The organism is Niallia sp. FSL W8-0954 (assembly GCF_038005605.1).
Lineage (GTDB): Bacteria > Bacillota > Bacilli > Bacillales > Cytobacillaceae > Niallia > Niallia circulans_A.
In genome coordinates this window covers 1947349-1961498 of record NZ_JBBOTN010000001.1, presented here as the reverse complement: position 1 = coordinate 1961498, position 14150 = coordinate 1947349, and the positions used below count along the sequence as shown (strand labels likewise).

Here is a 14150-nt window from a genome sequence, read left to right as displayed (position 1 = left end):
TCTAGTTTGAGCATACAGCCTAAATACTTCGATTTCCTGCTGCACTTTTGTTTCTATATTTAGGCTGCTTGCTTTTTATTCCATTAGCTGTTTAGGATAAAGTTCAATAAGAATTCGCATAATAATATTCCACAACAGTAAACACTACCTTTTTAAAGTCAGCGGCTTCTCCAATCACTCTATAAGTAAGCGTTTTTACTTTTTGGCAAACATTAATTCGAATTATCTTTTTCTACCTTAGCAGATATTTCTTTTTCCATATCTTCTAATGCTTTGTCTGTTTCTGTTTTGGAGAATACAACATCCCCAGCTTTAGAATCTAATAGTTCTGAAACATAACCATTGTATTTATAGTCAAAGATTTTTAATGTTGCTTGTTGTTCAGGCGTTGCCAAGAAGAAGGATTGTGGCATTGCTTTATATTCTTCATTTTCTAAAAGCGCAAGCGTAGCTGGATTTTGTCCCGATTTTGCCCATTCCATTGAATTATCACGAACCCAGTCTAAAAACTTCACAACAGCTTTTTCTTTTTCCTCCGTACGTGAGTCATCTTTCAACATGACAAATTGGTGAGAAGAAGACCAGTTGACCGCTTTTGATAGATCATCTGATAATTGAGGCGCATTAGTTAAACCCCAATTTACCTTTGATTCTTTAATTTGGTTTTGCATCCAAATTCCTTCAGGAAGAAAGACAACTTTTCCAGTTAAGAACATTTGGGTCGGATCTTCTCCATCCTTTGTTGTATAACCAGCCTTTACATAATCTCTCCATAGATTAAAAGTATCTTTTGCTGCTTGGTTAACTAAAGTTGGTTGAATACCATCTTCTGTTAACTCACCACCATTTTGTGCATACAAGGACAAGAAATTAGGTTTTAGCCACGTTACCCCTAGTGCTCTGATTTTATCTTTTTGGGCTTTCTCGCCAACTTGTTTAATTTCATCAAATGTAACGATATTGTCATCCAATGCTGTCGGCAAATACTGATCAACTAAATCTTTGTTGTAGTAAAGACCGAAAGTATGAATATCTAACGGGATACTATAACGCTCTGAATCTAGTTCTCCAATCTTCCAAGCTTCTGCTACATAGTTATCTGCTTTAATTTCCGGAAAATCTGCAAGCAAGTCATTATAAGAAGTCAGCATATCATTATCTTTAAACTGTTTAATTCGTTCTGCATGGACAATTGTTAAATCTGGAATATTCTTTTTAGAGTTTACAATCGTTGGAATTTTCGTATACATATCTCCTTCTTTTAAAGAGACGTTTTTGATTTTGTACTCGGGATTTGTTTTATTATATTCATTTACCATCGCCTGCATATTTTTTCCATCTGGACCTGTAAACGGATTCCAAAACGTTATTTCATTCTTGGCACTGCTACTTGCTTCTGAATCGCCACAGCCTGCTAAAATACTGATTGAGAGTCCAATCACACCAACATACTTCCAAAGCTTGCTCTTTGCCCCCACATTAATTCCTCCTTTTATTTAACTTAACACTTAGTAAAAATCTTTAACTAAAAAGTTAAAGTAATTGCACAACTTCTTATTACACTATTAATTTAACAACATAAGAAAGCGTTGTCAATCTTATTTAAACAATATTTTTAGTGTTTTCTATTGTAGTTAAACACTGTGAATGATAAAATAAACAGACAAGCTACTTTTTAACCATAAAGTTAAAGGAGATTGCTATGCAAATACAAATTTCAAAAGACTATTTTCATATTTATCAAGCCCTTGCTAGTGAAACAAGAATAGAGATTATAGAAATTCTCGCAAAAAACAACATGAATATTTCTGATTTAGCAAAACAATTAGGCATAAGCGCCGCCATTGTTACCCGTCATATTCAAAAGCTAGAAGAAGCAGGGATTGTTAAATCGGAACGAATCCCTGGAAAATCAGGACTCCAAAAAATTGTTTATTTAGCGATAGACAATATTGAAATTCATTTTCCACGAAAAATATTTAAAGAATATCAACTACACGAAACTGATTTAAAAATTGGCCATTATACAGATTTTTCTGTAAAGCCTACTTGTGGGATCGCAACAGAAAAAGAAATAATCGGGAAAGCAGATGATCCAAAATATTTTATGGACAGCCAAAGAGTGGACGCCCAGCTATTATGGTTGTCTCAAGGATTTGTAGAGTATAAAATCCCTAACTTACTAGGACCAAATGAAATTCCAGAAATGGTAGAAATCAGTCTGGAGCTTGCTTCTGAATTCCCACTTTCCAATAATGTTTGGCCGAGCGACATAACATTTTATTTAAATAATGTAAAGCTCGGTACATACACTGTTCCCGGTAATTTTTCTGATGTGAGAGGTCGCTATACACCAAAATGGTGGAATGATAAATTTAGTCAGTACGGTTTGTTAAAAACGATCAGAGTGAATAAAATCGATACAGGGATTGATGGCGAACCCTTTTCGAGCGTAACGATTAATGAATTACAGCTTGAGAGCTCTCCTTTCCTCACTCTGAGAATTGCGGTCGAAGAGGAATCTGAAAGAGTTGGTGGATTAACTATATTCGGGGAACATTTCGGGAACCATAAACAAAATATTCAGGTTGGCATTTATTATTTGGAGAAGGAAAATAATTAACGAAAGAAAAAACATGGGTAAGGTCATTGACTGAGACCCTACCCATGTTTTTTTAATACTATGGTCTTACTAGTTACAATCTGATCAAACAGTTCGATTACTCTACAGAACATTACATCAAAATAAACGGATTAACATCAATCGAAATCTGTAGGCCGTTTGTGCTTATTTCTGTTTGGTAATGATCTAATATTGATTTTAAAACTTCTTCTAAGTTTGGTTCTTGTTTATACTTTATTAGGCATTGATAGCGATATTTATTTTTTATTCTAGCAATTGGTGAAGCGACTGGTCCTAAAATAACCGTTTGCGGTGATAATCTATTTCGGACGATCTGCGTGATTTTTTCCGCAACCCCGACTACTTTCATTAGCTCTTCATGACTAATCGTAATCATCGTAAGAAAATAGTAGGGAGGATAAGCATGTTGTCTGCGAATCATCATCTCTGTTTCATAAAAACGGTCATAATCCTGTTCGCTCGCAAGCTCAATACTATAATGCTCTGGCGTATAGGTTTGGAAAATTACTTCGCCTTGCAATTCATGTCTGCCTGCTCTTCCGCTTACTTGTGTCAGTAATTGAAAGGTCTTCTCCGATGAGCGGAAATCTGGCAAATGAAGCATTGTATCAGCTGACAGTACACCAACTAGCGTAATTCTTGGGAAATCTAGTCCTTTGGCAATCATTTGGGTGCCTAATAGAATATCTGCTTCTCCCTCTTGAAATTTTTGCAGCAGCTTTTCATGGGCTCCCTTTCGACTTGTTGTATCGACATCCATGCGAATAACCCTTGCTTCAGGCAAAATTTTCGTCAGCTCTTCTTCTACCTTTTGCGTCCCTGTGCCAAAATATCGAATATGCTCGCTGCTGCATTCTGGACAAGTGGTAGGCGTATACGTTTCATATCCACAATAGTGGCACTTCATCTGATTTTGAAAACGGTGATAGGTCAAGCTAATATCACAATTTGGACATTTCACCACATAACCGCAATCACGGCACATGACAAAGGAGGAATGTCCCCGTTTATTTAAAAACAATACTGTTTGCTCTTTCTTTTCTAGACGATCTTTTAGTTTTTCCAGCAACACTTCGGAAAACATGGAACGATTACCACTTCTCAATTCTTCTCGCATATCAATAATTTCCACTTTTGGGAGTTCTTGGTTATTCATACGATTTGGAAGGGACAGTAAAGAATATACACCTTTTTGAGCTCTTGCAAAGCTTTCTAAAGATGGCGTGGCACTACCCAAAATAATCGGACAGCCATGCTTTTTCCCTCTCTCGATCGCGACATCTTTAGCATGATAGCGAGGATTCTCCTCTTGCTTATATGTCATTTCATGCTCTTCATCAATAATGATAAGCCCGAGATTTGTAAATGGCGCAAAGATAGCAGATCTAGCTCCAACTACCACCTTTACTTCATTTCTTTGGATTTTCCGCCACTCATCATATTTTTCTCCCACCGATAACCCACTATGGAGAACGGCAACCTGATCGCCAAAGCGGCCTTTAAAGCGATTGACCATCTGTGGTGTCAGCGCTATTTCCGGAACAAGCACAATTGCTTCTTCTCCCTTTGCCAGCACTTTATCAATGGATTGTAAATATACCTCTGTTTTCCCACTACCGGTTACACCATACAACAGAAAAACTTCATGCTGATTTTGTTCTACCGCTTGATGAATCGGCGCCACCACTTTCGCCTGATCATCGGTTAAAGGCAAGGCAAATGTTCTTTCAAACTCCCGCTCTTGATAAGGATCGCGGTATACTTCTTTTTCCATTTCTGCAAGAAGCCCTTTTTCGACTAAGCCTTTTATTACAGCTGTTGAAATACTCAATTTCGTAAGTAGTTGCTTTTGTTCGATTGGGTCTGGATGCTCACTAAAATAAACCAATAATTCTTTTTGTTTTTTAGCGTTTTTATTCAGCGAGTCTTCATAATGAAGTAATTCTTCCCTATTTAGAAGAGGATAAATATGTTTTACCTTCTTCTTCTTGCCTCTTGATTGTACCTCATAGGAAACCTCGATTGTTCCTTTCTTCACTTCCTTTTGTAAGGAAGAAAGAGATACATTCTTTAACGCTTCCTCCCAAACCACTTCTCCCGTTTTCGTAAAAAGAGCGGCTACCCCTTCAGCCATCTTCTCTTCTTCCCCAGATACCTTCTTTACTTTACGCTCATATTTAGCTTTTAAAGCCGGTGGTAACATCGCTTGAAAAGCAGAAATCTTATAACAGAGCGTAGAATGGGACAACCAGTCAGCAAGAGATAAAAGTTCTTTATTTAAAACGGGCACTAAGTCCATCGGTTCTATGATTTTTTTTAATGATTTAAAGCTTGAGGTTTCTTCTATGCTTTCCACAAAACCTTGCACCTTTCTAGGACCAAATGGAACAATTACGCGCATTCCTGGTTGAATAACATCTTCCAATTCTTCTGGAATTAGATAATCAAAGGGTCTGTCCGTTTGTTTTGCCGGTACATCGACAATTACTTTGGCTACCGTCATTTTTGAACAGCTTCCTTCATCAACATAGCTTGTTCCAAGATTTTTTCCGCTACTTCATCCTTAGAAAGAAGCGGTAATTCGATAGAAGTTCCATCTCTCTTGTACATCGTCACAAGATTTGTATCGGTTCCAAAGCCAGAATCTTGTCTATTTACATTATTAGCCACAATCATATCTGCATTTTTCCGTTTTAATTTATCCATTGCATATTCAGCCATATTTTGCGTTTCTGCTGCAAAGCCAATGAGAATCTGCTGTTCTTTTCTTTTTCCAAGTTCGGATAAAATATCTTGGGTCCGCGTGAATTCAATTGTTTCGGGACCACTTTGCTTTTTCACTTTGTGGTCATAAACAATCGTGGGTTTATAGTCACTTACCGCAGCTGTTTTAATAATAATGTCAGCTTTTTCTCTGGATGTCATTACAGCGTTATACATCTCTTCCGCACTTTCCACTGAAATAACTTGAGCACCTTTTGGTGGAGCTAGATTCGTAGGTCCAGATACTAAAATAACATCTGCCCCATACGCAATTGCTTTTTTAGCAATACTATATCCCATTTTTCCAGAGGAGTGATTAGAAATAAAACGAACTGGATCAATTTTTTCACGCGTTGGTCCAGCAGTCACGAGGACGGTTGTTCCAGTTAGGATTTTGTTCTTGTTATTATCGGAAAAATAGTCCTCCATATGCTGAACAATCATTTCCGGTTCTTCCAATCTTCCTTTTCCGACATAGCCACATGCTAAATAGCCTTCACCTGGGTTGATAAAACGGTAACCATAGTCATGAAGCGTGTTAATATTTTTAATAACAGCAGGATGATCATACATATGTACATTCATCGCTGGCGCAATCCAAACGTCACTTGTTGCTGCAAGCAAAGTTGTTGTGATCATATTATCCGCAATACCGTTTGCAATCTTTCCAATCACATTGGCCGTTGCTGGGGCCACTAAAATTAGATCAGCCCAATCAGCCAAATCAATATGTGCTATCACTTTTGGATCTTTTTCATCGAAGGTGTCTGTATATACTTCGTTTTTAGAGAGGGCTTTAAAGGTTAATGGATTCACAAATTCCATTGCCGATTCCGACATGATAACCTTCACATCTGCACCCTTTTGCGTTAATTTACTAGTTAAAGCACATACCTTATATACCGCAATTCCCCCTGTTACACACAGAAGAATCTTCTTGCCATTCAACATCATGTGCCTACTTCCTTTCTTTTTATTCTAAAGTTTATGATCATATCATCAGTCAGAGAAGTTGTCCCTCACCCTCTCTTACCGGTTAGTTGAACCATTTGTATCTGTCAGACTTATATGAATCTTTTTTTCGTTAAGAATAAGATATATTGTTTGTTTATGAATAAGGCTATTGAATTAAAGAAGCAAGTTGCTCATAAAAAATGTGAGCAATCCTGAACAGAAATTCCCCCAACTTTGTTAGAATCAATATGCTTAAACTTCAGCCATATGTAAGATTTGCATTTCTTTTATTATTGTTAGCATATAATTAAATAATCATTATGTCCATGAAAAAAGACTTAGTAAATGGAATCATTCCTTTTACTTAAGCCTTTTATTCCGTACTATATTGATTAAATATTAATTATTCCTCGCTTGCGCCATTGGGTGTATTCACACGATAAGTTAATTGATCTTTGTTGATTTCTTCTAATGCTTTCCCGACATTTTTATGAGAAACATATTTTGCTAATTGCGGTTTCGCATTTGTTTGTAGCTTTCTTGCTCTTTTTGCAGCAACAGATACTAATGAATATTTGGAATCGATTTTTGTCATTAATTTATCAATAGATGGATATAACATAGATTAATTAGCCTCCAGCATTTTTTTGTATTTTGGTTCTACTCTTTCTCTGCGACAATGCTCTGCAACAATGATTGCTTTTATTTTTTCACAAGCATTCTCTACTGTATCATTTTCTACGACATAATCATATAAGTGCATCATTTCTATTTCTTCTCTTGCCACATTCATGCGGTTGTTAATAATTTCTTCTGACTCTGTTCCTCTTGTCACAATACGATTTTTTAACTCTGATAAACTCGGCGGGCTCAAGAAGATAAATAATCCATCTGGAAACTTCTCACGAACCTGTTTCGCACCCTCTACTTCAATTTCCAAAAAGACATCTTTGCCCTTTAATGTTGTTTCTCTTACATAGTCAACAGGTGTACCATAGTAGTTTCCAACAAACTCTGCATATTCTAGTAATTTTCCTTGTTCAATTAAATTCTCAAATTCTTCTCTTGATTTAAAGAAGTAATCTACTCCATCTACCTCACCAGCGCGCGGTGATCTGGTTGTCATGGAAATAGAATATTCAAAGGATGTATTTTTTTGTGAGAAGATTTCCTTTCTCACTGTTCCTTTCCCTACACCAGAAGGTCCAGATAAAACGATTAAAAGTCCCTTTTCTACCAAATTTTTCTCCTACCCTTCCTCTATGATCTCATCACGATCGTTTAAACGGTGTGCAACTGTTTCTGGCTGAACTGCTGAAAGAACAACATGGTCACTGTCCATCACAATAACAGCTCTTGTTCTTCGTCCATACGTTGCATCTATTAAGGATCCTCTATCCCTAGCATCTTGGATAATACGTTTAATAGGAGCAGATTCTGGACTGACAATAGAGATAATTCTATTTGCAGAAACTATATTTCCAAAACCAATATTGATTAATTTTATGGACATTCGTCTTCTCCAATCTTATTATTTTTAGTTTTAACTAGGAAGATTTATTCTAAACCCTTATTATTCAATATTTTGAATTTGCTCTTTCATTTTTTCTAAACAGCTTTTCATCTCCACCACATTTGCTCCAATATCAGCTGAATTAGCTTTGGAGCCAATGGTATTAACCTCTCTGTTCATTTCTTGAAGTAAGAAATCAAGCTTTCTTCCAATCGGGTTATTTTCTTCCATAATTTGATAAAACTGTCTAATATGACTATGTAATCTAACCAATTCCTCATTAATATCTGCTTTATCTGCAAAAATCGCCACTTCTGTAATAAGGCGTGCTTCATCAATCGGTTCCGTTAAATAACTTTCTATTCTTGCCTTGAGCTTTTCACGGTATTGTGCTATCACTTCTGGAGCCAATGACTGTAAATTCGCAACTAGCTTTTCTATCTGCTTAAGGTTGCTTTCTAAGTCTTTGGATAATTCCTCTCCTTCAATAGTGCGCATCCTATTTAACTGGACAACCGCTTCTTCCATTGTAGCAAGCAACACTTCTGATAGTTCTTCCATATCAAGCTCTCGTTCTACTATTTGAAAACACTCTTCTTGATTTAATAAATCACGAAGGGAGATGGGCTCTTTGATAGAATATTTGTCTTTTAATTGGTGAAGCAATTGATAGTATTGATCAAGTAATGGCCAATCCACTATAATTTCTTGACCTTTTTTGTCTTCATCCTCTAATGTTACAAATACTTCGATTCTACCTCTATGTATATAGTTTGAAATAATTTTCTTTATTTGATCTTCCAAATATAGAAATTGCTTTGGCATCCGAATAATCTGATCGCTAAACCTGTGATTGACCGACTTTATTTCGATATGAAGTGTTGAATGGTGATATTGTTTTGTTGCTCTTCCAAATCCAGTCATGCTTTTCATTATACTGACACATCCGTTTTCTAAAAAATGTGCGAATTAATGTTGCTTGTGCTTTTTCCACAAAGTTTAATCGCTGCTTTATTACTCGATCATTTCTCATTATACATTATATAGTTACTAACCTTTTAGAAATCAGCATTAAAAACAGCATCAAATAAATAAAAGGTAATAGAGTGATCTCTACTACCTTTTGGATTATAACATATTTTATTTTGATTTACTTAATAAAAATGATCCTGCGAGTAAAAAAGTTGGTACGGAGGCGAATCCGATGATCATTGGCCAATCTTTCATTGCTATTGGCAGTGTATGGAAGATTTCTTGCAGCCCTGGCACGTAAATAACAATAAGTGCCAATACTAAGGAAGAAACCACAGCCCAAACTAAGTACATATTGCCAAATGGATTTCTTGAAAGAATGGATTTTTCACTGCGGCAGTCAAATACATGAATTAACTGGGCAAGTACCAATGTTATAAAAGCAACAGTTTGGGCATATTCAAGATTTTCTGGATTATTGTTATAGGCAAACATAAAGGCTAGAATAGTCGAAACACCGATCAAGAACCCGCGAGAGATAACCTTCCAGCCCAATCCTCTAGAAAATACACCTTCATTCGGACTACGCGGTCCTCTTTTCATAACATTATCTTCCGGTCTATCTAAGCCTAAGGCCATCGCTGGCAAACCGTCTGTTACTAAATTCACCCATAAAATTTGAATAGGAACAAGCGGCAAAGGAAGTGCCAATAGCATCGCAAATAACATCACCAGTATTTCCCCAACATTTGAAGCAAGTAAATAGCGGATAAATTTACGAATGTTTTCATAAATATTTCTTCCTTCTACAATAGCAGATTTAATACTCGCAAAATTATCATCCATCAATACTAAAGAAGATGCTTCCTTTGCGACATCCGTGCCTGTGATTCCCATTGCAATTCCGATATCAGCTTTCTTTATCGCTGGAGCGTCATTTACTCCGTCCCCAGTCATCGCAACTACATGCCCTCTATTTTGAAACGCCTGAACAATCTTCAATTTATGCTCTGGCGAAACTCGTGCAAATACAGCAACATCTTCAACGATATCCTCTAATTCTTTTAAACTTAGATCTGAAAGCTCTTTCCCTTCCATTACTTTAGAGTGATTATTGGCAATGCCTAGCTGTTTCGCAATAGCATTTGCAGTAATAACATGGTCTCCTGTAATCATTACTGTTTTTATACCAGCTTCTTTACATTCTTTTACAGCTTGTTTTACTTCTGGCCTTGGCGGATCAATAATTCCTTGGAGACCGATGAAAATTAAATCCTTTTCTGCTTCTCTTTCATGCATAATAAGGGTATTTGGTGAAATTTCCTTATAGCCAATCGCAATGGTACGAAGCGCCTGGGAAGCTAAGCCATTGATCGCATCTTGAACCACTTGCTTTTCCTTATTTCCTAAAGCTTGCGAACGATTTTCGAAAAGTATTGATTTACTCTGACCAATTAAGACATCAGGTGCACCTTTAGTAACAACAAATTGACGTCCAGTTGGATCTTTCACCACAACACTCATCATTTTTCTTGTAGAATCAAAAGGGAATTCATTGACAATCGCAAATTGATTTAATAATTGAGCACGAGTGAATCCCGCTTTCATCCCGGCAACTAAAATCGCGCCTTCCGTCGGATCCCCATTTAAAACATAATCATCATCTTTTTGCAAAATCTCGGCGTGGTTGCAAAGCATTCCAAAGGTTAAAAGCTGTTGTAGTGCCTTATCCTTTGCTGGATTTACTAATTGTTCACCTACATAGTATTGCCCTTGCGGCTCATATCCGGTTCCATCTACCGTATATGTTTTTCCGCCAATCCAAGTTTTGGTTACTGTCATTTTATTTTGCGTTAATGTTCCGGTTTTATCAGAACAAATGACTGAAGCACAGCCAAGAGTTTCGACAGCAGGAAGCTTTCTGACAATAGCATTTTTGCGAATCATTTTCTGAACACCAAGAGATAGAGCAATCGTTACAATCGCGGGCAACCCTTCTGGAATCGCGGCTACCGCTAATGATACACCGGCTAGTACCATTGTGTATAAATCATTCCCTTGAAGAACCCCAATCACCACAACTAATACGGTTAATAGTAATGCTGTGACAATGAGAATTTTCCCTAGCTGCTCCAAACGTCTTTGCAGCGGGGTGGTAACAGAATCTGCATTTTGCAGCAAATCAGCAATTTGCCCCATTGCTGTTTTCATTCCTGTCCCAATAACAACCCCGACACCACTTCCACGGGATACCATTGTTCCCATAAAACCCATATTTTCCATATCACCAAGTGCTAGATTATTATTTTTGATTGCAGATACTGTTTTAGGAACTGGCACAGATTCTCCGGTTAACGCAGATTCCTCCACTTCCAGGCTTCTTGATTCAATAATTCTGACATCTGCTCCTATTCGATCCCCGCTCGCGAATTTTATGACATCACCAGGAACTAGCTCCTTCGATAATAGACTAACCCATTCTCCATTCCGAAGTGCCTGAACATGAGGCTGTGATAATTCTTTTAATGCAGATAATGATTTTTCTGCTCTTATCTCTTGAAAAAATCCAAGAAAACTATTGAGAATGATGATTGCAATTATCGCAATTGCATCAATATATTCGCCTAATAAACCTGAAATAAGCGTGGCAGCTAAAAGAACGAGTACCATAAAATCCTTAAATTGACTGAAGAAAATAAGCAGGAGTGATTGCTTTTCTCCTTCCTCTAATTCATTGTATCCAAAGTTCTTTCGTCGCTTTTCCGCTTCTTCATCTGATAACCCAGCCGAAAAATCAGTATTCAATGTTTGTTCTACTTCTTTTTCGTTCATTTCATGATAGTTCATCCGGCCATCTCACTTCCCCCTTTTTCATTCACCGTTCGCTATAGTAGCAGCGAAGAAATTCGTAGCTGTTTTGAACAAAAGTTAGCAACTTACTAACATACATAGTTGTCCCAACACCACTCTAAGAGAATCATATTCAAGCTTGGCCGAAAAAATGCTAAGGATAGAGATTTAATTCCTATTTATTATGAGAAAAAATACCATATGCCTAGATCTCATCTATTTTTTACAAATTAAAACTTATCGAAGGCTGCCTCCACTTCTCGTTATTCTTGCATCTATAGCAAAATCACAAGCATTTTCAACCCAAATCCTTGTATTTCTTCCCCAATAAAGATAGAGTAAAGAGGGAAATTATTATAAATGAGGTCGTTAGTTATGTCATTTGATGGTTTATTTACACGCGCAATGTCTCTTGAATTAAAAGAGCTTTTACTAGGAGGCCGAATTAATAAAGTTCAACAGCCTTTTACCAATGAAATTATTTTATCCATTCGAGCTAATGGAAAAAATCAAAAATTGCTATTATCTGCTCATCCTAGCTATGCCCGCATTCAAATTACGGAAGAAAATTATGAAAATCCTAAAGAACCACCAATGTTCTGCATGCTTCTCCGCAAGCATTTAGAAGGTTATTTTATAGAAGACATTTATCAAATAGACAATGAACGAATCATTGTTTTAGAAATTAGGGGAAGAAATGAAATTGGCGATACTTCCTATAAAAAACTAATGATCGAGATAATGGGGAGACACAGCAATATCATTTTGGTTGACCGCGATAAAAATACTATTCTAGATAGCATTAAACATATTTCGTATGCTGTTAATAGTCATAGAGCTATTCTTCCCGGTTATGAGTATTTAGCACCGCCAAAACAAGAAAAACAAGATCCTTATACTGCAACAGAAGAAGATATTCTAAGAGCTATTGATTTTAATAGCGGAAAATTGGACAAACAGCTGGTCCAGCAATTTGCCGGATTATCTCCACTAGTTGCTAAAGAAATGGTCTATCAGGCAGGTCTTGCCAACCGTGAAACTTTGCCAAAAGCTTTTCTTATGGTAATGGAGCCAATAAAAAATGGCAATTATGCTCCTTCTATTATGGATACTCCAGAGAAAGAATATTTTTACTGCCTATCAATGGAGCATGTCAAAGGAAACGTGAAGTCCTTTCCTACATTAAGTAAAATGCTCGATCGCTATTATTTCGGAAAAGCAGAACGAGACCGTGTGAAACAGCAAAGCAATGATTTAGAACGGTTTATTGTAAATGAACGTGATAAAAATAAAAAGAAAATAAAAAAACTAGAACGTTCTTTGTCGGAAGCTGAAAATGCAGAACAATATCAATTACTTGGTGAACTTTTGACAGCAAACCTTTATGCGGTTAAAAAAGGCCTGTCAGAAGTAGAAGTAATCAATTATTATGATGAAGAGAGTAAAACCGTTAAGATTCCGCTTAGTCCAAGACTGTCGCCTTCTGAAAATGCGCAAAAATATTTTACAAAATATCAAAAAGCAAAAAATTCGATTGATATTATTAAGGAACAAATTAAACTAGCAGACCAAGAATATGGATACTTTGAAACACTATATCAGCAAATTCTTGCTGCCTCTCCGAAGGATATTCAAGAAATTCGCGAAGAGTTAGTGGAAGAAGGTTACCTTAGAGAAAGACAGAAAAAGCAAAATAAAAAGCCGCAAAATATAAAGCCTGTCTTAGACTACTATGTTTCGTCCGATGGCACAGAAATTATCGTCGGAAAGAATAATAAACAAAATGATTACTTAACAAATAAAGTTGCAGCTAGAGATGAAATTTGGCTGCATACAAAGGATATTCCTGGATCCCATGTTGTCATTCGCAGCAAAGAGCCTTCCGAGGAAACAATCATGCAAGCAGCAATATTAGCAGCTTATTTCAGTAAAGCACGCCAATCTAGCTCTGTTCCCGTTGACTTCACATTAGTACGTCATGTGAAAAAGCCAAGTGGCGCAAAGCCAGGCTTTGTCATATATGATAATCAGCAAACTGTTTATGTTACTCCAGATGAAGAAACGGTTATTCGCTTGAAAAAAAGCTAAATAGTTTGAAACGAGAGGTCTTTAGCTGCCTCTCGTTTTTTTGTTTGATTGTGCATGTAACTTATGGTAAATCCGTCTGAAAACCAATTTTTTTACTTCCCTCACTAATTTTGGTTTTCATACCTTTTATGAACACCATTGTTCTTCCTCTTGCACTAATTTTGGCGTTCATCCCTTCTATGAACACCACTTCTCCTCCATCTCACTCCAATTTTGGTTTTCATCCTTTTTATGAACACCACTTCTCCTCCATCTCACCCCAATTTTGGCGTTCATCCCTTCTATGAACACCATTTTTCTTACTTCCTGCATCCATTTTGGCGTTCACCATCCCTATAAACGCTACTTTTCGCCAACCCCCCTTCA

The 14150-nt window shown here is 36.8% G+C and carries 10 protein-coding genes; 2 read left to right on the top strand and 8 right to left on the bottom strand.

Annotation, left to right across the window (positions count from 1 at the left end; genetic code table 11):
* Window positions 1–212: 212 nt before the first annotated feature.
* Window positions 213–1478, bottom strand: a complete 1266-nt coding sequence (locus NX902_RS09515) for an extracellular solute-binding protein (protein WP_095329128.1) — start codon at window positions 1476–1478, stop codon at window positions 213–215.
* A 224-nt stretch (window positions 1479–1702) separates the two neighbouring features.
* Between NX902_RS09515 and NX902_RS09510 the strand changes: the two genes are divergently transcribed.
* Complete coding sequence (locus NX902_RS09510; RefSeq protein ID WP_095329127.1) at window positions 1703–2623, top strand: ArsR/SmtB family transcription factor; 921 nt, start codon at window positions 1703–1705, stop codon at window positions 2621–2623.
* Between the two features lie 112 nt (window positions 2624–2735).
* Here NX902_RS09510 and priA read toward each other — a convergent pair whose 3' ends face one another.
* The 7 genes from priA to NX902_RS09475 form a co-directional block, all read right to left on the bottom strand.
* Window positions 2736–5147 (bottom strand): primosomal protein N', encoded by a 2412-nt coding sequence (gene priA / locus NX902_RS09505; protein WP_095329126.1) that lies wholly within the window; start codon window positions 5145–5147, stop codon window positions 2736–2738.
* On the bottom strand, window positions 5144–6358 hold the full coding sequence (coaBC, locus tag NX902_RS09500; protein WP_095329175.1) for a bifunctional phosphopantothenoylcysteine decarboxylase/phosphopantothenate--cysteine ligase CoaBC: 1215 nt from the start codon (window positions 6356–6358) through the stop codon (window positions 5144–5146). The genes priA and coaBC overlap by 4 nt, the downstream gene beginning before the upstream one ends.
* A gap of 406 nt (window positions 6359–6764) precedes the next feature.
* Window positions 6765–6983, bottom strand: a complete 219-nt coding sequence (rpoZ, locus tag NX902_RS09495) for a DNA-directed RNA polymerase subunit omega (RefSeq protein ID WP_047939945.1) — start codon at window positions 6981–6983, stop codon at window positions 6765–6767.
* Between the two features lie 3 nt (window positions 6984–6986).
* On the bottom strand, window positions 6987–7601 hold the full coding sequence (gmk, locus tag NX902_RS09490; RefSeq protein WP_095329125.1) for a guanylate kinase: 615 nt from the start codon (window positions 7599–7601) through the stop codon (window positions 6987–6989).
* Between the two features lie 9 nt (window positions 7602–7610).
* Window positions 7611–7874: an extracellular matrix/biofilm regulator RemA gene (gene remA / locus NX902_RS09485; RefSeq protein WP_016201046.1), complete on the bottom strand. Its 264-nt coding sequence runs from the start codon at window positions 7872–7874 to the stop codon at window positions 7611–7613.
* Between the two features lie 60 nt (window positions 7875–7934).
* Window positions 7935–8807 carry a YicC/YloC family endoribonuclease gene (locus NX902_RS09480; protein ID WP_217279701.1) on the bottom strand — a complete coding sequence of 291 codons (873 nt, stop codon included), beginning with the start codon at window positions 8805–8807 and terminating at the stop codon, window positions 7935–7937.
* Between the two features lie 207 nt (window positions 8808–9014).
* A complete protein-coding gene (locus tag NX902_RS09475) occupies window positions 9015–11693 on the bottom strand; it encodes a calcium-translocating P-type ATPase, SERCA-type (protein WP_095329123.1) in 2679 nt (892 codons plus the stop codon).
* 378 nt (window positions 11694–12071) lie between these two features.
* On the opposite strand from NX902_RS09475, the gene NX902_RS09470 reads away from it, so the two are divergent.
* The gene (locus NX902_RS09470; protein WP_123259614.1) at window positions 12072–13784 is read left to right on the top strand and encodes an Rqc2 family fibronectin-binding protein; all 1713 of its coding nucleotides are present in this window, start codon (window positions 12072–12074) and stop codon (window positions 13782–13784) included.
* Window positions 13785–14150 lie beyond the last annotated feature (366 nt).